The organism is Shewanella sp. S1-49-MNA-CIBAN-0167 (assembly GCF_040310145.1).
GTDB classification, from domain to species: domain Bacteria; phylum Pseudomonadota; class Gammaproteobacteria; order Enterobacterales; family Shewanellaceae; genus Shewanella; species Shewanella psychromarinicola.
The window spans coordinates 1-22,568 of sequence record NZ_JBEOPO010000027.1 but is presented as its reverse complement, the minus strand read 5'-3'; the positions used below and the strand labels follow the sequence as shown (position 1 = coordinate 22,568).

The 22,568-nt window shown below is 41.7% G+C and carries 20 protein-coding genes and 1 tRNA gene; 9 read left to right on the top strand and 12 right to left on the bottom strand.

What is annotated here, in order from left to right; genetic code table 11:
• Positions 1 to 4 precede the first annotated feature (4 nt).
• Positions 5 to 523 (top strand): hypothetical protein, encoded by a 519-nt coding sequence (locus tag AAEZ00_RS13430; protein ID WP_101033919.1) that lies wholly within the window; start codon positions 5 to 7, stop codon positions 521 to 523.
• A 332-nt stretch (positions 524 to 855) separates the two neighbouring features.
• On the opposite strand, the gene AAEZ00_RS13425 is transcribed toward AAEZ00_RS13430, so the two are convergent.
• Positions 856 to 1,452, bottom strand: a complete 597-nt coding sequence (locus AAEZ00_RS13425) for an acetate uptake transporter (protein WP_101033920.1) — start codon at positions 1,450 to 1,452, stop codon at positions 856 to 858.
• Positions 1,453 to 2,334: 882 nt separating this feature from the next.
• Between AAEZ00_RS13425 and AAEZ00_RS13420 the strand changes: the two genes are divergently transcribed.
• Positions 2,335 to 2,841, top strand: coding sequence for a glycine cleavage system transcriptional repressor (locus tag AAEZ00_RS13420; protein ID WP_101033921.1), 507 nt, complete (start codon positions 2,335 to 2,337; stop codon positions 2,839 to 2,841).
• 313 nt (positions 2,842 to 3,154) lie between these two features.
• Here AAEZ00_RS13420 and AAEZ00_RS13415 read toward each other — a convergent pair whose 3' ends face one another.
• A complete protein-coding gene (locus AAEZ00_RS13415; RefSeq protein ID WP_351074558.1) occupies positions 3,155 to 4,144 on the bottom strand; it encodes a phosphotransferase in 990 nt (329 codons plus the stop codon).
• A gap of 255 nt (positions 4,145 to 4,399) precedes the next feature.
• The gene (locus AAEZ00_RS13410) at positions 4,400 to 5,029 is read right to left on the bottom strand and encodes a flavin reductase family protein (RefSeq protein ID WP_101033923.1); all 630 of its coding nucleotides are present in this window, start codon (positions 5,027 to 5,029) and stop codon (positions 4,400 to 4,402) included.
• A gap of 131 nt (positions 5,030 to 5,160) precedes the next feature.
• Here AAEZ00_RS13410 and AAEZ00_RS13405 point away from each other — a divergent pair, with 131 nt between their 5' ends.
• Positions 5,161 to 5,367: a hypothetical protein gene (locus AAEZ00_RS13405; protein WP_351074556.1), complete on the top strand. Its 207-nt coding sequence runs from the start codon at positions 5,161 to 5,163 to the stop codon at positions 5,365 to 5,367.
• A 6-nt stretch (positions 5,368 to 5,373) separates the two neighbouring features.
• Here the strand turns inward: AAEZ00_RS13405 and AAEZ00_RS13400 are convergent, their stop codons facing one another.
• Complete coding sequence (locus AAEZ00_RS13400; protein ID WP_101034795.1) at positions 5,374 to 6,117, bottom strand: sulfite exporter TauE/SafE family protein; 744 nt, start codon at positions 6,115 to 6,117, stop codon at positions 5,374 to 5,376.
• A 197-nt stretch (positions 6,118 to 6,314) separates the two neighbouring features.
• Between AAEZ00_RS13400 and AAEZ00_RS13395 the strand changes: the two genes are divergently transcribed.
• The 3 genes from AAEZ00_RS13395 (at position 6,315) to AAEZ00_RS13385 (ending at position 9,552) form a co-directional block, all read left to right on the top strand.
• A complete protein-coding gene (locus AAEZ00_RS13395) occupies positions 6,315 to 7,187 on the top strand; it encodes an alpha/beta fold hydrolase (RefSeq protein WP_351088755.1) in 873 nt (290 codons plus the stop codon).
• A 101-nt stretch (positions 7,188 to 7,288) separates the two neighbouring features.
• On the top strand, positions 7,289 to 8,548 hold the full coding sequence (locus AAEZ00_RS13390) for an alkaline phosphatase family protein (protein WP_351088753.1): 1,260 nt from the start codon (positions 7,289 to 7,291) through the stop codon (positions 8,546 to 8,548).
• 407 nt (positions 8,549 to 8,955) lie between these two features.
• Complete coding sequence (locus AAEZ00_RS13385) at positions 8,956 to 9,552, top strand: 2-hydroxychromene-2-carboxylate isomerase (protein WP_124012604.1); 597 nt, start codon at positions 8,956 to 8,958, stop codon at positions 9,550 to 9,552.
• A 267-nt stretch (positions 9,553 to 9,819) separates the two neighbouring features.
• Here AAEZ00_RS13385 and AAEZ00_RS13380 read toward each other — a convergent pair whose 3' ends face one another.
• The 6 genes from AAEZ00_RS13380 to AAEZ00_RS13355 form a co-directional block, all read right to left on the bottom strand.
• Positions 9,820 to 10,011 carry a DUF3185 family protein gene (locus AAEZ00_RS13380; protein ID WP_124012603.1) on the bottom strand — a complete coding sequence of 64 codons (192 nt, stop codon included), beginning with the start codon at positions 10,009 to 10,011 and terminating at the stop codon, positions 9,820 to 9,822.
• Positions 10,012 to 10,235: 224 nt separating this feature from the next.
• Entirely contained in the window at positions 10,236 to 10,694 is a 459-nt protein-coding gene (locus AAEZ00_RS13375) for a DUF1499 domain-containing protein (protein WP_101033927.1), read from the bottom strand.
• Positions 10,695 to 10,957: 263 nt separating this feature from the next.
• Complete coding sequence (locus AAEZ00_RS13370; RefSeq protein ID WP_351088751.1) at positions 10,958 to 11,956, bottom strand: endonuclease/exonuclease/phosphatase family protein; 999 nt, start codon at positions 11,954 to 11,956, stop codon at positions 10,958 to 10,960.
• 586 nt (positions 11,957 to 12,542) lie between these two features.
• Positions 12,543 to 12,758 carry a hypothetical protein gene (locus AAEZ00_RS13365; RefSeq protein WP_124012600.1) on the bottom strand — a complete coding sequence of 72 codons (216 nt, stop codon included), beginning with the start codon at positions 12,756 to 12,758 and terminating at the stop codon, positions 12,543 to 12,545.
• 492 nt (positions 12,759 to 13,250) lie between these two features.
• A tRNA-Ser gene (locus AAEZ00_RS13360) sits at positions 13,251 to 13,340 on the bottom strand.
• Between the two features lie 200 nt (positions 13,341 to 13,540).
• Positions 13,541 to 15,697 (bottom strand): M3 family metallopeptidase, encoded by a 2,157-nt coding sequence (locus AAEZ00_RS13355; protein ID WP_124012599.1) that lies wholly within the window; start codon positions 15,695 to 15,697, stop codon positions 13,541 to 13,543.
• Between the two features lie 287 nt (positions 15,698 to 15,984).
• Between AAEZ00_RS13355 and AAEZ00_RS13350 the strand changes: the two genes are divergently transcribed.
• Positions 15,985 to 16,245 (top strand): DUF5062 family protein, encoded by a 261-nt coding sequence (locus AAEZ00_RS13350; RefSeq protein WP_101033932.1) that lies wholly within the window; start codon positions 15,985 to 15,987, stop codon positions 16,243 to 16,245.
• 128 nt (positions 16,246 to 16,373) lie between these two features.
• Here AAEZ00_RS13350 and AAEZ00_RS13345 read toward each other — a convergent pair whose 3' ends face one another.
• The gene (locus AAEZ00_RS13345) at positions 16,374 to 17,063 is read right to left on the bottom strand and encodes a DUF3157 family protein (protein WP_351088749.1); all 690 of its coding nucleotides are present in this window, start codon (positions 17,061 to 17,063) and stop codon (positions 16,374 to 16,376) included.
• 315 nt (positions 17,064 to 17,378) lie between these two features.
• Here AAEZ00_RS13345 and hcp point away from each other — a divergent pair, with 315 nt between their 5' ends.
• Together hcp and AAEZ00_RS13335 are read left to right on the top strand one after the other, a co-directional pair.
• Positions 17,379 to 19,037, top strand: a complete 1,659-nt coding sequence (hcp, locus tag AAEZ00_RS13340; protein ID WP_351074545.1) for a hydroxylamine reductase — start codon at positions 17,379 to 17,381, stop codon at positions 19,035 to 19,037.
• A gap of 115 nt (positions 19,038 to 19,152) precedes the next feature.
• The gene (locus AAEZ00_RS13335; RefSeq protein WP_351088747.1) at positions 19,153 to 20,349 is read left to right on the top strand and encodes an FAD-binding oxidoreductase; all 1,197 of its coding nucleotides are present in this window, start codon (positions 19,153 to 19,155) and stop codon (positions 20,347 to 20,349) included.
• Between the two features lie 90 nt (positions 20,350 to 20,439).
• Here the strand turns inward: AAEZ00_RS13335 and AAEZ00_RS13330 are convergent, their stop codons facing one another.
• Complete coding sequence (locus AAEZ00_RS13330) at positions 20,440 to 22,338, bottom strand: sensor domain-containing phosphodiesterase (RefSeq protein WP_351088746.1); 1,899 nt, start codon at positions 22,336 to 22,338, stop codon at positions 20,440 to 20,442.
• Positions 22,339 to 22,568 lie beyond the last annotated feature (230 nt).

The following is a 22,568-nucleotide window of genomic DNA, read 5'->3' as shown; positions in this document are numbered from 1 at the left end:
TAGTATGACTAGAAGTAGATTGTGGGCTATTAATATTATGATCTTAGTGTTATTGCTGGCCAGTATGGGAATTATTTATAGACTTACTACACGTGTGCCAAGTTTTATGCTCAGTTGCAGTTCAGAATTATTTCATCGTAAGAGCGCGGCACAAGACCAACGTCATTATTTATTAGTCGATTTAGTCTCCAATGAAGGCCAAGCTCAGATTAATTATCGTTATTTTGACTACGAGGGTAATTTGGCGGGTACATTATCAATGAAAGGAACTGTGGATAGAATTGATACCGAAAATCAAATCTACGATATTTCAGTGACCACCAAAAAAGAATTCCTGGCGAGTCACAACTCAAAAGTGCCACAGCATTTAGCGTACTTGTCTTATGTCAGTAGTTTAAATTTAAATAAAAAAGGGCTGCATTCGTTATCGCTTCAAGTTATTGAGCGAGACGAAGCAAAAGATTATGCGGTGGTCCTGTTTCAACCTAGCAATACCGTGTGTGGTTGTCGCTTAGTGCATTAATCAAACCCAATAAAAAGGTCGATGCAAATGCATCGACCTTCTAGTGTCTAGGGCTTGTTGACCTTTCGTGTTCAAAGGGCTAAACGGTTTAGCGCTTTGAATAAAAATGCGGCGCCTAGCATTGTACGCTAATACCTAGCACAAACTCTTCGCTTACAAATAAGGACGACCGTTTAGCCGAACCCTTCGGGCTGCGTTTGTGGCTTCTTTGTACTGCGTTATCGCTTATTAATGTATAACAACGACATGTCATAAGCTCTGCCTTGGATAAAACTGCCACAAAATGCAGCAGCATTCACCTTCAAAGATCTACCGGCCCTAGTGACTACCCGTTATATTTTTATTGAGTTGAGCGTGACTTGTTTGGTCTGAGTGACTTCACCCACGGGCAAAATAGTACGGCCGTATTCGGCATTCAGTAACTGCGCCATAGCAAAATAAATGGCACTTGCTCCGCAGAAAATACCTTCAAATCCTGCGATAGTGCCAAGCAGGGCATTATCGGTAAAGTCGTGTGCAGCCAGTAAGAAAAACAACACCGTCAATGAACCAAATATCACTTGTTTTGCTCGTGGATATCGTAAAGACCCGACAAACATAAAGGCGGTAAATATGCCCCATAAGGTTAAATACCAGCCCATAAAATGAGCGGGACTGGCGGCAACACCCATGTTTGGCATTAATATTAGCCCAACTAAAGTCAACCAAAACAAACCGTAGGAAGTAAATGCTGTTGTGCCAAAGGTATCGCCGCGCATAAAGCACATGATGCCCACAATCACTTGGCCAATGCCACCGTAAAAAATCCCCATCGCAAGGATCATCGAATCAATTGGAAAGTAACCCGCATTGTGAATATTCAGCAAAATGGTGGTCATGCCAAAGCCCATTAATCCCAGTGGCGCTGGGTTGGCCAGTTTTGTAGACATTAAGTTCCCCTAGTGTAAAGGTCACTGAATCCTGTCGATTCAGTGAGCGTTAATCTGTATCTTTATAGCGTAAGGCGCGCATTCTAGAGAAAGGGGGCCGGGGTCGCAATATGCCTGAAGAGGTAGCAGTATTGTAAAATGTAATAATAAATTATCATTAAAAACAATTACTTAAACTCGTTGTGAGTAATTGGCATATTTGAATGAAAATTAATATTGTAGGAAGTTATTTGAATTCAATTAGATAGACAGACATCTTACAATGAGGGTGATGGTATTCACCGTTTGAGTGGTAAGCGTGACCCCCATAATGTATCGCCTAAATAATCGCCAATTCGCCGCAGCAATAATGGGTTAAAGCCGCAGATATTTGTGATCATGCTTGGGTTAATGAGCTAAACTTGATTAAGGCTACAAAACGTTAATAAAGTTTCTTTTAATGCTAAAAAGTGTGTCGTGACAGAGGTTGTTGTCAGTTAATGTCAGTTAATGTTAATTGATGCCAGCGCCATTTTCGGTGTCTATCGGCTTATGATTCACTCAATATCACCTTATTTCGGGCGCTAATTTTGGACTGAAGCAATCCGGTATCCGCAAGATCGATTGCTTACTCTATCGGTATGTCTTGGTCGCTGAGTTCAACTACCCCCAAAATTGGTGATAATGTTAATTTGCTGTCCGCAATTGTCATTGGCATGAGTCGGACAATGACCGAGTATATTGAGGGCTCTTTAAGGTATTGTTGGGCGAATTCAAATTATCTAATTTGTTTCCTAGGTCATAGATTAGCTTTCTAATGATAGTTAATCTGTGGTTAGCTCTTAACTAAAACCACATTAAATAGGTCAAAATCATTTTGGTTTATTTATCATCGGAGGTTATATGCAACATAAGTTTATCACTACGGTATTAGGCACTTTACAGCCCAATCTTCTGCAATCACTTGCTCAAGTCAGCCGTGAAATAGGCGCAAGTTGGGAAACCAGTAAAGTCATCAAACTCGACGGGCAATTTGTTGCAATGATGCGGGTTATGATAGATGTCGATAAGGAAGCTTCCTTAAAACAAGCATTAGAGCAGCAGTTTTCGCAATTGACTTTTGTCTATGCTGAGTTTGAACATCAATCTATACATTTATCTACAGAGTGTAAACTCACTTTAGATTGCAATGATCGTTCGGGTTTAACCCATGATATTAATGAAATTTTATCAGACCTTGATGTGAGTGTTGATCACCAAGAATGTTATCGTGTGCAAGTAAGCAGTTTAGGTAAAACGGTATATAGCGCTAAGATGACGTTAAGGTTACCGGAGAACGTGACCAAAGCGCTGTTAGTATCTCAACTTGAAACCTTAAGCGATAATATTCGTATCGATGTTACTAAGTAAACTCTGCTTAAGACAAGAAACGATTATCAGACAGCCATTTGTTATGCTATCTGAGTTGCATTGACTTGCAATAGGTTAACTATTGACCCCGCGGTTAACACGTGAAAACGGCTTGTTAGCTAAACAAATGGCAAGTTTGATATGAAATAGATGAACTATGCTAATTTTTACCTATTTACCCCATGCTTAACCCGAGTTGAGGTTAAGTTGAGGTAGGGCAACCATTACGACTGTGTTTGTAAGCTGTCGACGGCAATAGTCGCCTTAGCCAATCGTGACAAATAGGTGGTTAATTAATTTACACTTATTGGTATTACACCATAGTAAGTTGCTTAATCGCCTGCTCGGTTAGCGATTCGGTATAAGGGTTAATTTTGCAATGCTCAACACTCCAACCTTTGACAAAACGCTGAAAATCAGCCCAAGCCACGCAATATAAAGGCCGCCATTGCTGTTGTACATCAAGCGGATTTATTTGAGGGTGAAACGCTATGAGTCCTTGCGTTAAAGCGGCAAAGTAATGATTAAGATGGTCATTAATTAAGGCTTCTGGCTCTCGATAGTTCAGCACACTGCTTAACAGCATGATCACGTCTTTCATGCCACAGCCCTGACCAATATATTGAAAGTCTACCGCAGCGGCGCGATCATCTGGGCTAAAGCAAAAATTAGCTAATTTTGCATCACCGTGTACCAAGGTTTGGTACTTAGATTGCCTCAGCGCTTGGTCGATAAGGTGAGCCGCTGACTTAAGCGGGCTTTCGGGTAGGGCGGCTAATTCATCCGGTCGGGTGCCTAGATGCCAGTAAGTGCCTATAGGCCAAAGCCCATTAGGCTCGACATGCATGTATTTAGCATGAAAATGTCCCAACCAGGTTAAACACTCGCGCACAGTCGCGGGTGTGGCAGTTTTTCTTACTTGGGTAAAACCGATGTTATATAAATCTTGTAATATTAATAGGGTTTCATCGGCTTGTTGGTCGACATGTATGCAACGGGGCAACGGGCACATTGAGTGCTCTGCATGGGCATTAGCATAGTGTTGATACCAATTAACTTCTACTTGATACGACCGCAATTTACGTTGATGCGACAGCGGCGTGTTCCAACCTTTAGGATGTGATTCTGGTTGAGGGAAACAGATATATTTTACAATCACAGACGGGTATGGCTTGCCAGTGACATAGGCTCGAAATAGCTGACCATACCCTCCCCAAAGCGGCTGTATTTTCTCGATATGATCTAGCGAAGTTGCACCTAGGGCATGGGTAATTCGCGTTAGTATATTAGGTGGAATACTCAAGGTGTTCTCGTGTTAGTGATGTTATCGATATGATTTTTTAATCGCGACCTTAGTCTTGTAATAATAGTAACAAATTTTGTTGGTTCAATTAAATATTCGCTAACATGCTAGCCAAGACTGGTTGAGGATATAGTCAATTTGATATTATTTTACTAAAAAATCATGATATTAAAGGTAGTGAAGAGACTATTTTATTCTTTTCAACAACAAGGCTGCCAATGGCAACTTTGTTGTTAAGTCATATTTATGAGTGGCTTACACCGTTGGGCGGTGTAAATCAAAGCGTAACTGGTCTGAAATACCATAATAGGCAGATGGACCGCCAGCACGTAATACCGGTTCAGCTAATGCCGTTTGATAAATCCCTTCGGCGCTGAGTAAGTGCTTTTCAATATGCACCGCCACGACTTCACCTAACACTAGCCAGCTATCAATTTTGTCACCATTTGCTGCCGTTAGCTGGATGCATTGCGACAGTTTGCATTCGAAGCTAACAGGGCTTTGTGCAATACGATCAGCCTTAACTATGTTGCCTGCTATTGGGGTTAATCCTGCAAATTCAAATTCATCGGTGCCATGAGGTAATGCCGCAGAGGTTTGATTCATTTGCTCGGCTAAACTGCGGGTGGTTAAGTTCCACACAAACTCGCCGGTTTCAACAATATTGGCGACGCTGTCTTTCCAGCCGGTACTGGCAAAACCGATAATGGGCGGATCGTAATTAAAGCAGTTAAAGAAACTATAAGGCGCGAGGTTTCGCTGGCCTTGGGCATTACGAGAGGCAATCCAACCAATTGGGCGCGGGCCTATAATGGCATTTAGTGGGTTATGTGGTAGACCATGGCCTTTGCTTGGTTCATAAAAATAGCGATTATCAGCACTCATATCTTCCCTTCTTTATATTGGTAAACTTAAATGACGTTATTAGGCATGACGATGTCATCAATATTTTGAAATCAATACGGTAAAATTAATATCATATCATCAATATCATGGCATTCATTATAGGGACAGATATGGCCATGGTTATGGCATTCATTATAGGGACTGATATGGCCATCGTTATGGCATTCATTATAGGAACCGATATGGCCATCGTTATGGCATTCATTATAGGGACTGATATGACCATCGTTATGGCATTCATTATAGGAACCGATATGGCCATCGTTATGGCATTTATTATAGGGACTGATATGACCATAGTTATGGCTTCATTATAAGGACAGTTATGCCATTAATGCAGTCCACAGCAATCGTAAACCGACTATTATCATTAAACTGAGAATGATTTTCTTAAACTGTTTGTCGTTAAATTTATCTTGAATACGCAGCCCCAGTTTTACCCCAATCCAAGCGATAGGCGCCAACGATACAGATATCAATAAATTGCTACCATTGATTTGTCCCAGCATGCTGTAGGGAATTAACTTGACCATATTTACCACTGCAAAAAAGACTACCGCAGTGCCCAAGTATTCTGTTTTGGCTAAACGCAGTGGAATTAAATAGGCATTTAATGGTGGCCCGCCGGCATGGGCTACAAAGCTAGTAAAGCCTGCAATAGTGCCGCAAACTTGGCCAATGAACGAGGACGGTTTACCTTGTGACCATTCACCTAAAGTGAGGCCATAAATACCAAACCCTAACGAAATCCCTCCTAATATACCGCGTAAATATTGCTCGTTAAGTTGATCAAATAACAGATAAGCCACCACGATACCGACAATGGCAGCAGGCAATAAAATCCACAATTGCGCGGTATTGTGTTTTCCCCACCAAGAACGCACACTTAAAAAATCCATGTAAACTAATAACGGTAACATCACCGCTGCCGCGGTTGCTGGGCTAATCGCTAATGCCAACAACGGGACGGTTAATCCGCCTGCACCGCCAGCAAAACCTGATTTTGACATACCAGTGATTAACACTGCCGGAATAGCCACTAACCAAAATAACGGATCTGTTAACACCGATGCTCCCGCGCCAATCATTGCTATTGGCTATTGATATTAGATAATTGGAATTGGCTATTTGATATTGTTAGTCAGAGATAATATCACTGCCTTTTAGTATAGAGTCAGTTAATTAACACAATATATAACCTCAACTCCAGATAAGAGATATAACTCTACGGCACATAAACTATCAATGAAGGGATAACGAAACGATGATCCAATTGAGCGAGTGGCAGCAGCAGGGACAATACCTTCTCATTAACGGTCAGCAAATTTTTACCCGTCAAGCGGGGGATTGTAAGGCGCCTGCATTATTGCTCATTCATGGTTTTCCTAGCGCCAGTTGGGATTGGGAAGGCATGTGGTATGAATTAACCCAGCACTATTATGTGATCACTCTGGATATGTTGGGTTTTGTCTTATCAGATAAACCCAAAAATTCGGCATATTTAATAAGCGACCAAGCCGATATTTATCAGGCATGCTTATACAAGCTAGGTGTCAGTGAATATCATATTTTAGCTCATGATTACGGTGACACTGTCGCGCAAGAGTTGTTAGCGAGGCAAATTGACGGCTGTAGTCCATTGACCATCGAGAGTGTGTGCTTTTTAAATGGTGGTTTGTTTCCTGAAACCCATAAACCGCTATTCATTCAGAAGTTGTTGTTGTCGCCGTTAGGGGTTTTGGTGTCTAAACTGATCAACAAACAAAAGTTTGCCAATAATCTACAACACATATTTGGGCCGTCGACACCACCTTCGCCAGAAGCGATCGACACTCTATGGCAATTATTAACCCACAATGACGGTTTGTCGGTGATGCATAAATTGATTCACTACATTACTCAGCGACAACAATACCGTGAGCGTTGGGTGGGTGCCATTATCAACAGTAAGATACCGATAAAGCTGATCGCCGGAGCGCTCGATCCGATCTCGGGTCAGCATATGATCGATCATTATCGAGATTTGATCCCCAATGCCAATGTCACTGAAATGCTAACCTTAGGCCACTACCCGCACATCGAAGATGCACAAGCCATTACCACGGCCTATTTACAATTTAGACATAGCATTGAGTGAGGCTCAAAATATTGAAAAAAGACAGCATAAAGATCAATAAAGCTGTCATGTTTAATTGATATTATTAGCCGATATTCTTTAGATTTATTGAGTAAATCACAATGCGTGTAATTGCCATCATAAGTGTCGTTATTAGCTGCATATTTTTCAGTGTGAGTAGCTTTTTTTTATTGGCTCAGCCAATTGAAGCCGCAATAGCACAGCCCGAGAAACCCTATGTTTTGCTGATTTCTATTGATGGCTATCGATACGATTACAACCGTCTGCATAAACCCAAACATCTGAGCGAATTTGCTCGCCATGCAGCGCAAGTGACTCGCTTTAAGCCATCGTTTCCCACGGTAACGTTTCCTAACCACATTACCTTAGTCACAGGTTTGTATCCCGCCCATCACGGCATAGTGTCAAACCGTTTTTATAACCATACTCTGCAGCAGCCCTATGGGTTGAATATTAAACAAGCTTTGACCGATGGCCGCTTTTACCATGGGGTTCCATTATGGTCATTAGCGGGTCAACAAGGGTTAAAAAGTGCCAGCTATTTTTGGCCAGGTTCAGAAGCCAAAATTGCGGGTCACCGTCCAGATTATTGGCTGCCTTACAAAGATGATGCGGCAAATAATCAACGAGTACAGCAGGTGTTACAGTGGTTTAATTTGGCCGAAGATCAGCGTCCACAATTTGTGACCTTGTATTTTTCAGACGTTGATACTGCCGGGCATCTCTATGGTCCAACATCAGATAACACCTACCAAGCAGTGCAGAACGTTGACCAAGCCATAGGGCAATTACTGACTGGAATAAAAGCCTTACCCTTTAAAGTGAATGTAATTATCACCTCCGACCATGGCATGACTAAGGTTGACGGATTTGAACGTGTATATACCGACAAACTGTTTGCTGGCAATGAAACGTTAAAAGATAAATTTAGCTTTAACAACGATGCCGCATTTTCGTTAGTGACTGCGACAGGGCAAAACAAACAGCAAGACTTAGCCGCGTTAGAAGCATTAACCCAAAAGGTACCCGGTTTACAGTTTTATCGTCAGCAAGATATACCGGCCAATTTACACTTTAGCGCGAATCCCTCTATTGAAGATGCGGTACTGATCAGTAATCAACACTACATTACTAGTAGCGATGCACGGGCAGGGCGCATTGGTAAGCACGGCTACGATGCCAATGTGATTACCGACATGAATACTGTGTTATATGCTCAAGGACCCGCGTTTAATCAAGTCACCATAGCCAATGCTGAAAACATCCATTTATATCCTCTTATCGCCCATATTTTAGGCTTAACCATAACAGAACCCATAGATGGCCAGTTAACCGTGTTAGCGCCTTTATTAGGCAAATGATTACAGATAACACTCGTCGACGTGTGCCATGATTCATGCTTGTTTATCTCAATCAACATGGGATAAAAAAAGCTAAATAGACATTACGTCCAGTTGCAATATAAGATGATATTGTACAAATGAGTGGTGTTTTGGTGTTACGTTAAGCTTAGTTATTGCAATAACGTCAGCAGATATAACTGTACTACTCGCGTTTTTTTTATGGGCCTACTAGCTTTCAATGCAATATTTCTATTGGTGTAAAGCGTGACTATCTTCTGATGTCATCTGAGTTATTAAACCTGCCAACACCTGCTATAGTTTGAGTAGCGATTACCCAGCACCGAATACAGTATGTTCAAGATGAATTTAAAATGAAATCATGGGGTCGTGTTAATTATCCCATTAACATAAAGGTAGTGCCAACCATGACAACAGCAATAGATTATTACTTTACTAGCCTCTCTCCTTATACTTATTTAGGCCACAACACCTTTATCTCGTTGGCAAATAAGTACCACTTAGGGATAAACTATAAGCCCATTAAACTGTCAAAATTATTTGCGGTATTAGGTGTGCTGCCTGTAAAACAGCGCCCACAAGCTCGACAAGACTATCGCTTAATAGAGCTAGCTCGCTGGGCAAAAAAGCGCCAATTACCGCTTAGTCTACATCCGGTTTTTTTCCCTGCAGACCCTAGTTTGGCAGATAAGTGCACGATTGTATTACAGCAAGCTGGGCAAGAGGTCAGCGAGTTTGTCGGCAATGTGCTGGCAGCATGTTGGGCTGCAGATCAAAACATTGCTGATGAGGCAGTTATTAGACAAATATTAACCTCGGTTAATATCGATGCAGACAGTGTTTTACAGCAAGCGCTATTAGCCGATATCGATGCAATATACGAAGCCAACACCTTAGACGCTATCGAGAAAGGTTTGTTGGGTGTGCCAGCTTATGTGTATGAAAAAGAGCAATTTTGGGGACAAGATAGATTAGATTTACTTGATGATAAGCTGAGTGAGTAATGTTATTTAGATGACAGCCTAAAGCAAGATTGCAGTGACTATTTACTGCAGCCTGCATCGATCCCAATAGTTACAGAATGAGCATTGGTTATTTAACAACTTGTTTTAAAAGATAAGTTTAGCTGTATGCTCGACGTTAATGTGCAGTTCTTGCAACAAATAACCTTGCATATAAATAGGCATAATAAGGCGTTAACAATAAATAATATTTATTGTTAACGCCTTATTATCGTCAAATACTTTGCTAAGTGTTTAACCACAACAAATTTACTTTAATTTTGTGATACCAATTAACACGCAAATGATACCCCCCACCATTCCTGCCCAAGCTTCAATAGGCGCATCACCACTTAACGCTCGGCTAAATTGAGAGCCCGCTGAATCATAAATATTGTAGCCCCACATAGCTAAAAAAATACCCGCAATAACAAGCACGATCCCAATAATTTTATTATTCATTCTTACTCCTGACTTTTAAGAGGTCACAGTTGATGAGGTTACAGATAATGGACCTGAAACTAATGGCACTTACGAAATCAATAACGTTTCGTTATTGGGGATCCCCGATAAATTTTCTGTCAATTTCCAGAGAAATGATAGCTTCCATCGAGTCCATTTTAGCTAAAATTGGACTGACAAAAGCTAAACCACTATTACCTATATAAATTACGTTTGTAAATTTTTTATTGTTGTTCATATGCGTTAAATTTATTTCTAATTTGTTCTATTCGCTCCCGATTAACACCAAAGTCAGAGTGTCCGATACGTGAAGCTGATCTGACATGTATGGATATTTTATCGGATATTGTAGATGGGAAATAAAACTCAACATCGTCAACAAACTGCAATACCTGAGAGGTAAACTCAACTCGAATATAATTTTCCTCAACCACGACGATATTTGTTCGCTCCGAGGCCTTTAATATGTGTAAAAGGCGCACTTTCGCTTGTTGCTGCGTTCCGATGAAATCGATCGGTGCTATAAAATGTTCTTCATCTGCTGCTTGTTGACTATTGACACAGTTTGGCGAGTCAGGGCATGGCATTAATTGGCCATCATTTAAGCCCAATGTAGGTACAGTGCCAGAGCAACCCATTAACAGCATCATGCTGAGTGTAATAATTGAAATCTGTTTGTACATTGTTGTCATCCTCTAGTGTTGTCGTATTGTCTTTATGAGTTACGCTGTGTGCGAGGCATAAATCGTTTGTTAGGCTTGGTCGATACCTAGTCAATACTATTTAGTATTATTTAAAGATAGAAATTTGCTTTTTAAGGGGAGGTTAGTAATAGCTCACTCATTATTGGCCACCAAATTCGAGGTGATATTATTACCTCATAAGTGAGATTAGGCAATAAACAGTTATTTTTTAAGTATATGTTCATCAATCTCGCTATTGTTGCTTAGGGTGCTTCTCCAGGCTTCGGCACATCATTCTTACTCACTTTCTGCTCTGTTGATACTGCTTTGGCCCACTCATGCTCACAAGCACCGGCTTTAATACCTTCCTGGTTGGTACTTTGCGACGGAGTAAATGAGAGCCTAGTCAGTAGAGGGAAATGATCCGAACCAATCGAAGGTAAGCGTTGAATGTTTTGCAAAGTAAAATGCCGACTGTGAAACAAATGATCCAAAGGCCAACGCAAGAGCGAGTAATCCACGTGAAAAGTGTTAAATGCTCCACGCCCCACGCGCGGATCAAGCAGGCCACTAATTTTACGAAAAAGACGAGTTGTGGCAGACCAAGCCACATCGTTAAGATCACCGGTTACAATCACAGGTTGGTCACTCTCGGCTACACTTCGAGCCACTATCACCAATTCAGCATCTCGCTCCGCCGATTCAGCGTTTTCTGTTGGGCTTGGGGGCGCTGGATGGAGAAAGTGCACGCGAATGTGATCTCCCGTACGTAACGTTAATGTTGCATGTATCGATGGAACATCCTTCTCAACCAAATAGCAGATTTCTTGCTCGCCTAACGGCAAGCGTGAAAACACATGCATACCATAAAGGTTATCCAGAGGACATTTGATGCTGTAGGGCATGTCAGTTTCTAATATCTTAAGTTTGTTTTCCCACCATTGGTCGGATTCCAGTGTGACTAGTACATCAGGCTTATGCTTGTTAACCAGCTGGATCAACGCTTCTGCATTGCGATTTGGTGTGAGTACATTCGATGTGATAATGCTGAGTTGATTGTCGGCATTGAATTCAGTGGAGGTTTTGACCTCCTTGGGAAATAAAAAAGTATAAGGCAATATCCAGCACAACTGCCAGATTAAACACAGCATAGTGACCAAAATCAGTGCCTGTGTATTGATCATTTGAGTGTCGAGAAAAACAACATCAGCGATCAACAGCACCGTTGCCAATATCGTCAACTGCAATCGAGGGAAATCCATGCCCCTGACAATCCAATGCGGATGTCGCGACAAAGGCAACAAAGTAGCTAGTAGGATCAATAGCGTACAAAATGTCAGTATCGTTAACATAGAGAGCCTAGTTTTGTATGGATAATTTTAAGATAACACGACTCGCCAGATCCTCGTGGTTGATATTTTCGCCCAACGCTGGCGCGCGGTGCAGCCTTTGCTCGTTAGTGTTTGTCCAACGTCGGCATAAGTAACCTCAATTCTGGATAATAAAGCTTATCAAACAACCCTATATTTTGCTATCTGCCTTGTTAGCAAAACACATGGCTAATTTGATATTACAGAGTTGAAGTAAACCCGTTTTTAACGATTTATCCCATCTATTATCCAGCGTCGAGGTGAGTAACAAAAGCTCCTTAATCACCCATTCTGGTTCATCAAACTGTACCTAGTGTTCGCAGTTTTGCGCCAATACAGTTTTCTGTGTGGGAAAACGTGCGTCCAACCTTGCCATAGTTCGCCCCATATTTTGGATCTTTATTCGCGAAAAAACAGATACGCAGGCTTATTAGTGATTTTCTATGGAAGCAATCACAGATAGTGGTATATCGTTAATTTACGGATAATCAGGTAAGGGTTGTTTACTCCAAAAATTAACAAACTGACTCGACATGCTATTTTCCTTATCGGCAAGTTTGATCTGTGTTATCTCATGATGACCTTGCTTCAGGTCTATTACGCGTAGCATATCAACATCATGCTCTGACGATGGCTCAAGTTCGTTTACGTTATTAAATGTGGTTTCCGTATAAACAGCAAAGGATAAAGCCATACAAGCTATTAAAAGGTATTCAAAATGAATCCTTAACGCACTAACTTTTATTGAATGGATCGAATAATAAATTAGGCCGCATAAGTAATTGATTTATTTCATATTTTATTGCTATGCCTTTGATGTGAATCTTCTAATCTTTTCTGTTTTACAGCAACAAAACGAGCCAGCACGATTAAAGTATTGAACAAACCTTGAATTAATGTGCATTTCATTTGAAATCAATAGTCTAAATGTCTATATAAAAAAGTGCATGGGTTGATATTTTTGGTAGTCAAATGTGGCGGAGGGATAGCTTGCTTGTAATAAAGAGGAACCCGTGGGTTTAAATGCTACAGACACAAAAAAGCCCTATCATTTCTGATAAGGCTTTTTCATTGAATGTGGCGGAGGGATAGCTTGCTTGTAATAAATAGGAACCCTGGGTTTAAAGTCCTATCTTTCGCCCAATAAAAAGGCCCGCTATAAATAGCAGGCCTTTTTATTTAAATGTGGCGGAGGGATAGGGATTTGAACCCTAGAACGGGATAAACCGTTGCCGGTTTTCAAGACCGGTGCATTCGACCACTCTGCCATCCCTCCGAACAGGGTGGATAATAAGGGTATTGGCGAAAATGTAAAGCCTTGAGGTGTTTAATGGCACAACAAATGTGCAAAATGACACAAATAAGCTCACGGTTGCGCAATATTTATCCTGTATTACCCTGGTGACACTTTTATTATTAGTTAGCCTCTCGACGGGGTGAGTTACCAAAGTCGAGAGGCTAATGACTTTTTCGTGATTAGTTAACCAAACCACGGCGCTTTAATAAGGCGTCGGTAGTGGGTTTTTTACCGGTAAAGTCGATGTAGTCTTGCATCAGATCTTGGCTGTTACCTTTTGACAACACTGTGTCACGGTACTTTTGGCCATTCTCTAGGGTTAATCCACCATTTGACATCATGTAAGAGAATGAGTCAGCAGCAAACACTTCAGTCCATAGGTACGCATAGTAACCTGCTGAATAGCCGCCAGCGAAGCTGTGGCTAAAGTAGGTTGTTTTGTAGCGAGGTGGTACAGGCGTGTAATCTAAACCGTGTTTAGCCAGTGCTTGTTGTTCAAAGGCCGTAACGTCGGTGATTTCAGTTCCAGCAGCAATAGAGTGCCATTCCATATCAAGTAGCGCAGCGGCTAGGTATTCAACCGTATTAAAGCCTTGGTTAAAGGTGTGTGACTTTAATACTTTTGCGAGTAACTCTGCTGGGATTGGTTCGCCCGTTTGGTAGTGCTTAGCGTAATTGGCAAGCACTTGTGGGTCGACGCTCCAGTCTTCATTAGCTTGTGATGGAAACTCAACAAAGTCACGCGCGGTTGCTGTGCCCGCTAGGCTAGGGTAGTTAACTTGTGAGAACAATCCGTGGATAGCATGGCCAAATTCGTGGAACATGGTGTTAACTTCGTCGAATGTCATCAGTGTTGGCTGACCTTCGGCTGGCTTAGGAATATTCAGCGCGTTATAGACCACAGGCTTAGTGTTTTGCAAGAATGACTGGGTGACAAGTTCGTCCATCCAGGCGCCGCCACGTTTACCTTGGCGAGCGTATGGGTCTAGATAGAATAAGCCAATTGAGCTACCGTCTTTGTTAAAGACTTCATAAGCTGACACGTCTTTGTGCCATACCGGTAAGTCATTGCGTGGTTTAATCGTGATGCCGTACAGTTTGTTCATGGCGAAGAACAAGCCATCGTTTAGTACGGTATTCATTTCAAAATACGGCTTAACTTGGTTGTCGTCTAAGTCATATTTGGCTTTACGTACTTTTTCTGCGTAGTACGCCCAGTCCCATGGCTGAAGTTTGAAATCTTTGCCATCTTTAACGATTTCGGCTTGGATGTCAGCGGCTTCGACTTTGGCCTTAATCAGCGCTTTTGGTGCTAGGTCGTCAAGTATTCCATAAACCGCTTCTGGGTTTTTGGCCATTTGGTCGCCTAAGGAGTATGCCGCCCAAGTTGGGTAACCTAATAGTGTGGCTTTTTGTGCCCGCAGTTGAGCTATTTTGATGTTTAACGGCGCGTTAGTGTCCATGGCGCGATAAGCTGAGGTTTCCCACAGTTGTTTGCGAACATCACGGTTTTTAAGGCTAGACAGTAGCGGCTGAGTGGTGGTGTTCACTAGCGTGATCATGTAGCCCGTTTTGCCAGCATCTTTTGCTGCAGCAGCTAATGATGCGATGTCGCTGTCTGACAAACCATCAAGTTGAGCTTTGTCTTCGATGACGATAACGTCAGCTGTAAATGATTTTAAAACGTTTTGTGAAAAACTGGTTTCAAGTTTGGCTAACTCACCGTTTAGCTCACGCATTTTCGTTTTGTCTGCGACAGATAATTCAGCACCTGCGCGCACAAAACGGTCGTAATACACTTCAACCAAGCGTAAATCTTCGCCTGTTAATGCGGCTTTGTTTTTATATATAACTTGGACGCGAGCAAACAGTTTTTCATCAAGGTAGATGTTGTCTTGGTGTGCGGTTAACTTAGGCACAATCTGTTCTTCAACGCTGATGAAGTTGTCGTCTGAAATAAGTCCTGAAAGATTGAAAAAAACACGTTGAGTTCGGTCTAGTGTGGCTCCGGTTTTTTCTAACGCGACAATGGTGTTGTCAAACGTGGCTGGTTCGCTGTTATTGGTGATAGTTGCGATTTCAGTTTTGTGCTCTAGCATTCCTTGCTTAAATGCAGGCAAGTAGTCGCTGGCTGTAAACTTGTCGAACTGCGGCGCCATGTATTGTAAAGGGCTAGGTGTTAACAGTACGTTGTTGGCAGTTGCAGGAGCTTTAGTCATTGTTTTTGTTGCCTCAGCGGCGGTTTTGTCTGCCATGGCAGTATCTACTGATGGCTCTGAACAGGCGCTGAGCATCAGTGCAGCACTCACTGCAGTGGTAATAAGTGTTTTGCGCATTGAAATATCCTTGGGTCTTTGCCCTTTTAGGTGTTTTTATGCCTATTCGAAATGTAGCTGTGGCGAACAATAGTGACAATAAAAACGTAATGAAATAACCACAATACAATAACAAGACTGCGTCTTGCAGCATAGGTTAAAGGGATAAACTATGAATAATTATTGTAACGAAACTTACCAATAGTGATGTTTGTTAGGTTTTGGGGCATTCTTGGCGCAATTGTAGTGGCAATTTGTGGATATTCGCGTAGCTTAATAGTGATAAATAAGCACGATGAGGCTGATAGATGAAAGTTGGTAAGCACGATACAAAACTGCTCAAGCTCGCGATGGAGATTGGCATGGGATACGCGCAAAAGCGTGGTTTTGATGATTTTGGTAAAGGCATTTCGCCAAAAGATAAAGTCGAATGTATTTATCGATTATTGGTTCAAGACAACTTAATCCAACCCTTAGCCGAAGATAAAGATGATGGTCCAAATCGCAAACATAAATTGATATTGTGGATTAGTAAGCAGCTGCCTAAAGAGCATGAATTGTTAAACTAATCAGTGTCCCTATGCGGAGGGTGTGTTAACACTTTGGCGCGCAAAGACTAAGCCTAAATGAAATATTGATTTCGCTTAGGCTTTTTTATGTCAATTTTTAGTCGCTATCTGTTGAACTGGATGCAGGGTTAGCGAGACTCAATTTCGACAATTTTTAAACTTATCAACTGCTTTTGCCATTGCTGTTGATTAATATCTTCTATCCATAGGGTATCACTTTGGCGATGCTGTCCTTTACGCAGGTAAGTGTCTGGCATCCTAGGAATAGCTTCCCACGCTTGTAGGTTTTCTTGTTTGATCAGTTCACCTTGGTCGTTATAAAAGCTGGCTTCAACTTCAACCAGGGTGACATGCTCGTTACTGCTGCTGTCAAAATCAAACACTAAGCCGACGTTGTCATCCTTCCATTTGGTGTCTACAAGGGTGATTTTAATGCCATCTTTGGCCGTGCTGCCTAACAGTTCTGGTTGTGCTAATGCCGCTGCCGTTAAGCGTGTGGTTGATACCTGAGTATTAATTGCTGCCGCAGTGGGCATGGTAACCGTTGGTGCTGCAACAGGTGTAGTCACTGCTGCTATTGACGCTGCAGATGCAATGGTAGGCTGTGTTACTACGTTTGCTTGCTTTGTGATGCCTGCTTTAGCGGCTTGCACTGGTTGACTGACGGTTTCGGTAATGATGTATTCCCAGGTAAAGTCATCTTTTAGGCGAACATTAGCGCCATTGTCTAAAGTGATGACTGCAACATCGGCGGCCATTGCTGCAGGGGCAAGCACCAACAATAGGGTCGATGCGATAACATTAAGCTTGGTTTTCATCTGTTCATCCTGATTGAAAATCTTTAATTAATTCTACTTGTTTTCATTGGGTAAATGGAACGTTTTTTAAAGACCGACTGTTACTATCATATCGACTTATACTGACATTGATAATAGGCCTTGTTGTGGTACCTATCGGTGTTCATGCTTGAACAAGCTAGAAAAAAAGCTAATTACATTAGCGATCGCTGAAGGTGACGTAGCTCGTAAAATACAACATTGGTCTTAAAAATGGGTTTTGCTTTACGGTGTAAAGAGTAAACTCATTTATAACATGTAAACTTTATACATGAATAATATTTGAGGAGTAGAGTTATGTTTTGTGTGCAATGTGAGCAAACCATTAGAACACCAGAAGGTAATGGCTGTAGTTACTCGCAAGGAATGTGCGGCAAGTTGGCGTCGACGTCTGATATTCAAGACTTATTAATTTATATGCTGCAAGGCGTGTCTGCTTACGCAATTAAAGCCCGCGAGTTCGGCATTGTAGACAACGACATTGATGTCTTTGTTCCTAAGGCCTTTTTTGCCACACTCACTAACGTAAACTTTGACGATGAACGGTTAATTGATTATGCCTATCAGGCTCAAACCTATCGTGACCAATTAAAAGCCGCTTATATAGCTGCTTGTAAAGACAAAGGCATAGAGCCTGAAATAGTCAGCGCCCAAGGTGAGATATTACTTGGTGCATCTAAGCCTGAAATTTTAGCTCAAGCGCCAATAGCACTGCCTAATCGTGGTGACGTGCATGAAGATATTCTTGGCTTACGCTTATTATGCTTATACGGCTTAAAAGGCGCGGCTGCTTATATGGAGCATGCTCGCGTATTAGACCAAACTGATGTTGATGTGGCTGCTGAGTTCCATAAAATCATGGCATTTTTAGGTGAAGACTCAGTTGATGCTGACAAGTTATTTGCTACCTCAATGGAAATTGGCCAATTAAACTATCGCATTATGGCGATGTTAGATTTAGGCGAAACCACCTCATTTGGCCACCCTGAGCCAACGCAAGTGAATACAAAATCTGTTAAAGGCAAGGCGATTTTAGTGTCTGGCCACGACATGAAAGATTTAGAGCTTATTTTGCAACAAACCGAAGGCAAGGGCATTAATGTCTTTACTCACGGCGAAATGTTACCGGCTCTGGCTTACCCAGCCTTTAAAAAGTACCCGCATTTAGTCGGTAACTACGGCGGCGCTTGGCAGAATCAGCAAAAAGAATTTGCCACTTTCCCTGGTGCAGTGGTGATGACCTCAAACTGTATTATCGACCCTACTGTGGGTGAATACTCTGACCGTATTTATACTCGTAGTATTGTCGGTTGGCCTGGTGTGACCCATGTTGAAGGTGATGACTTTAGCGAAGTGATTAATAAAGCACTCGCGCTTGAAGGCTTTATCTATGATGAAATCCCCCACATGATCACCATTGGTTTTGCTCGCAATGCATTAATGGCTGCAGCACCCACAGTGGTTGAAAACGTTAAGAATGGTTCTATTAAGCACTTCTTCTTAATTGGTGGTTGTGATGGCGACAAATTAGAGCGCAATTACTTTACAGACTTAGCTAAGTCTGTGCCTGATGATTCAATTATTTTGACCTTAGGTTGCGGTAAGTACAAATTCAATAAACTGGAATTTGGCGATATTAACGGTGTGCCACGCTTGCTAGATATTGGCCAGTGTAATGATGCATATTCTGCTATTCAGTTGGCGTTAGCGTTAAAGGACATTTTTGAATGTGACCTTAACGACTTACCGTTAAGCATAGTGTTGTCGTGGTTTGAGCAAAAAGCGATTGTAGTGTTGTTAACCTTGTTGTCTCTTGGGGTGAAAAACATTCGTACTGGCCCAAGTGCACCAGGATTCTTAACCGAAAACCTAGCAAACATTTTAGAGCAACAGTTTGGTTTACGCACCACTACCGATGTTGAAACAGACTTAAAAGCCATGATCAACGTGGCGTAATCTTGTTATAACAATAGTGCATCTAAGCCCGGCTTATTTGCACTATTGCGATTAATGGCACTATGGGATTATCCATATTGCCACCTCTCTTTTTTACTGCGTTAAAGGCATCAAAATGAGTAGTACTCCCTCCGTTGGTTTTTCATTTTCACAAGCGCTTTCTGCCCAAGCGGCTAAAAAGGTTACCCCAGTTAGTGAGGCTCCACCTGTGGTTGAACCTGCTGCACTGGCAACTCCGAAAGCACTTTTGGCTGCCGATAACTGGCAAAGAGGTGAAGTACAGCTTTGCTGTGTTGAAAAATGGAATGAAACCCACGATGTGGTCAGTTTTCGCTTTCAGGGACTTACACCGGTTAAATTTAATTTTAAACCGGGGCAGTTTATTACCTTTAAATTAGCGATTAATGGCGACAAGGTTTACCGCAGTTACACTATTTCATCGTCACCTTCACGACCATTTTCATTAGTGATCACGATTAAAAAAATCGCTGGTGGCGTGGTGTCTAATTACTTAACTGAGTCGCTGAACGTAGGCGATGAAGTGACGGTTACTGGCCCTGATGGGATATTTAACTTAGTCGATATTGAGGCCGATAAGTACTTATTTTTAAGTGCGGGTTGCGGCGTGACGCCAATGCATTCTATGTCGCGCTGGCTTTGCGATACCACCACCGACAGCGATATTGCCTTTGTACACAGTGCCAAAACGGTTGATGACATTATGTTTGCCAATTCAATGGCGTCGATGGCATCACGAAGCCCAAAATTCAATCTTAATTATGTACTTGAGTCTGACGGCAACAAGCAAAATTTGACTGATAAGCATGCCTCTACTGGTTGTGAAAGTGGTCGCTTAAGTTTACAAACCTTAGTCAAGTTAGTGCCAGATTATCAACAGCGTACCGTATTTGTGTGCGGACCTGAGCCCTACATGGCGGCGGTAAAATTAATGCTTGAAGCTGCCGAATTTGATATGAGCCAGTTCAATCAAGAAAGCTTTGGTGCAAGTAGTGCTATGGGGTTGAAAGCCGCGATGGAAAGTAATCCATCGACCGAGCAGTTTATGTTGAGCATTGGCGACAAACAGATCCCATTAACGGGCAATCAAAGCCTACTTGATGGTATTGAGTCTGCAAAGTTACCGATTATTGCTGCTTGTCGTTCTGGCGTATGCGGGGCGTGTAAATGTCAGGTTGTTTCGGGCACCACTGAGTCGTCTAGTAAGATGGCATTAACGACTGAAGAAATTGCGGCAGGTTTTGTGTTGGCATGTTCGACCAAAATAACCTCAAATGTGCGCTTACAAATGTAATGGGTATGATCCAAGGGTGCGTCAGTTGACGTATCCGCCTTTAATGATGGTACATACTCTAATCCTGCTTCGTGCCCTAACTGGCGAAGGTTAAAACAGCAGTGTCATTGAGGGAATGAGGTATTGCTGGGCAAAAACATTGGCATCTACCGGTTTTCCCAGATAATAACCCTGCCATATATTGGCTCCTTGCTTGGCAACAAAATCGGCTTGAAATTGATTTTCGACCCCTTCTGCCACTAATGACAACTGTAAGTTATTGGCCATGGCGATAATGGTGTTCACCAACTGTCGGCTCTGTTCTGAGGTTTCAAGATTGTGAATAAAACTGCGATCAATTTTAATTGAGTTAAAAGGGTAATACTGCAAATAACTGAGTGATGAATAGCCAGTACCAAAATCATCTAACGACAAACGGATCCCCTTCCGATGTAACTTGCTCAGTACTTCTTGGGCATATGCGGCATCATGTATTAACGCATTTTCTGTTAGCTCAATCTCAAGCAAATGGCCGGGTATTTTGTATAACTCAAGCAAGTTAACAATTTTATCGACCAAGTAGCTGTCTTTGAGTTGTACTGGAGACAAATTGATCGCCAGATAAAAATCTTGATTGTATATTTCGCGCCAATAAGCTAACTGTTTCAGAGCGCTTCTTAATACAAAATAACCGATTTCAATGATTTGCCCTGAATGTTCTGCAATTCCAATAAATTCTGCCGGCGAAACTTGGCCTAAAGTTGGGTTATGCCATCTTATAAGCACTTCAGCGCCGACAACGCTTTGGCTCTGGGTGTTTACAAAAGGTTGATAATGTAATGACAACTCATCGCGCTGCAGTGCCCCCCTTAATAATGATTCCATTTTTATACGACTAGACAGTTCGGATTCCATTTTTGGGTTAAAGAACTTATAGCTATTGTTATTACCCATTTCACAATGTGATAGCGCGGCGCTGGATTTTCTTGATAGGTCCATAAATCCACTACCATCATTGGGGTAAAATGCGACTCCCATTGCTGTGGTAATGGAGAGTGATAATTCATCAACATAAATATCTTGGCTAAATTGCTGACATAAGCGGCTGCAAAAAACCGCCATCTTGTTGGCATACTGCTGTTTTTTGGTCGGGATAATGATGCAGAATGTGGTTTCACTGAAAATGGCAAGATAGGTACTATTATTAGTAAAGAGTTGCAGTTTTTGGACAACGGTATTGCGCACTTTGTCACTTATGTCATAACCAAATCCGTCTTGAATTCTCTTTAGGTTAGTGATGCTGAAATGAATTATCGAAATACTAGTCAACTCATTTTTTGCAATAAGTTTGTTAAACACTTTTTCGAGCTGGTTAAATTTAGGCAAACCAGTGACGGAGTCGAAACGTTGCTGGATATCTAATAGTTTTTCCGCCGCGATGCGTGAATCGATTTCTTGCATTAAATCGCTGTTAAGCTTCTCTAATTCAAAGGTGCGCTGTGCAATACTGGTTTCTAAATGTAAATTGGCTTGTGCAAGTTTTTCCTTTTGCGCTAACATTTCTAGATTACCTTCAATACAGCGACGAAAACACTCCATCAACATCATAAGGTCGCCTGAGTAACTATTTGCTTTTATGTCTAGCATGCAAATGGTGCCAAAAGGCTCCCCATCGGGCCAATTGAGGGGTAAGCCATAATAAGACATCATACCTACTGCAAGCGCAGGGTTTGTGCACCATTTGGGATCTTCTAGGGCATTTTCGACATGTAATTTAGTTTGTTGAACAATCACTGATTCGCAATATAAACCATGACCCAGCGAGTCCTTCATCCCAGCCGCAAATGGACTGTTAGTATTATTGTTGGCAACAAAGACTTCTAATTCATGAGTATGAAGTTTCATGATTAATGATGCTGGCACTTTAGCGACCTTGGCGATGAGGTCTACTGTGGTTTGCCAAGACGTTAGCATTTCTGCTGGTATCGCAATAGTGTTGTTTTTCAACATCGTATTATCCCTACTTTCATTGTCTTGTTACTCAATAAACAGACCGTTTGTATATTAAAAAACGTTAACAGCTTGCCATTTTGTAAGGTGCGCACATTCGAGTTAATCACTAACAGCTATATTGTTAGCTCTATATAAACCTATATAAAGGTATATACCCGTGATCATTGAAAATGCTTGATTTTGTCCCAAATGGGATCATCATAGCCCCATGAAACAAATTACACTCT

What these genes read in the sequence shown, in the direction of transcription:
- AAEZ00_RS13430 (WP_101033919.1), top strand. Translation starts at nt 5, where the DNA reads ATGACTAGAAGTAGATTGTGGGCTATTAATATTATGATCTTAGTGTTA.
- AAEZ00_RS13425 (WP_101033920.1), bottom strand. Translation starts at nt 1,452, where the DNA reads ATGTCTACAAAACTGGCCAACCCAGCGCCACTGGGATTAATGGGCTTT.
- AAEZ00_RS13420 (WP_101033921.1), top strand. Translation starts at nt 2,335, where the DNA reads ATGCAACATAAGTTTATCACTACGGTATTAGGCACTTTACAGCCCAAT.
- AAEZ00_RS13410 (WP_101033923.1), bottom strand. Translation starts at nt 5,029, where the DNA reads ATGAGTGCTGATAATCGCTATTTTTATGAACCAAGCAAAGGCCATGGT.
- AAEZ00_RS13405 (WP_351074556.1), top strand. Translation starts at nt 5,161, where the DNA reads ATGGCCATGGTTATGGCATTCATTATAGGGACTGATATGGCCATCGTT.
- AAEZ00_RS13395 (WP_351088755.1), top strand. Translation starts at nt 6,315, where the DNA reads ATGATCCAATTGAGCGAGTGGCAGCAGCAGGGACAATACCTTCTCATT.
- AAEZ00_RS13390 (WP_351088753.1), top strand. Translation starts at nt 7,289, where the DNA reads ATGCGTGTAATTGCCATCATAAGTGTCGTTATTAGCTGCATATTTTTC.
- AAEZ00_RS13385 (WP_124012604.1), top strand. Translation starts at nt 8,956, where the DNA reads ATGACAACAGCAATAGATTATTACTTTACTAGCCTCTCTCCTTATACT.
- AAEZ00_RS13380 (WP_124012603.1), bottom strand. Translation starts at nt 10,011, where the DNA reads ATGAATAATAAAATTATTGGGATCGTGCTTGTTATTGCGGGTATTTTT.
- AAEZ00_RS13375 (WP_101033927.1), bottom strand. Translation starts at nt 10,694, where the DNA reads ATGTACAAACAGATTTCAATTATTACACTCAGCATGATGCTGTTAATG.
- AAEZ00_RS13370 (WP_351088751.1), bottom strand. Translation starts at nt 11,956, where the DNA reads ATGGATTTCCCTCGATTGCAGTTGACGATATTGGCAACGGTGCTGTTG.
- AAEZ00_RS13365 (WP_124012600.1), bottom strand. Translation starts at nt 12,758, where the DNA reads ATGGCTTTATCCTTTGCTGTTTATACGGAAACCACATTTAATAACGTA.
- AAEZ00_RS13355 (WP_124012599.1), bottom strand. Translation starts at nt 15,697, where the DNA reads ATGCGCAAAACACTTATTACCACTGCAGTGAGTGCTGCACTGATGCTC.
- AAEZ00_RS13350 (WP_101033932.1), top strand. Translation starts at nt 15,985, where the DNA reads ATGAAAGTTGGTAAGCACGATACAAAACTGCTCAAGCTCGCGATGGAG.
- AAEZ00_RS13345 (WP_351088749.1), bottom strand. Translation starts at nt 17,063, where the DNA reads ATGAAAACCAAGCTTAATGTTATCGCATCGACCCTATTGTTGGTGCTT.
- hcp (WP_351074545.1), top strand. Translation starts at nt 17,379, where the DNA reads ATGTTTTGTGTGCAATGTGAGCAAACCATTAGAACACCAGAAGGTAAT.
- AAEZ00_RS13335 (WP_351088747.1), top strand. Translation starts at nt 19,153, where the DNA reads ATGAGTAGTACTCCCTCCGTTGGTTTTTCATTTTCACAAGCGCTTTCT.
- AAEZ00_RS13330 (WP_351088746.1), bottom strand. Translation starts at nt 22,338, where the DNA reads ATGTTGAAAAACAACACTATTGCGATACCAGCAGAAATGCTAACGTCT.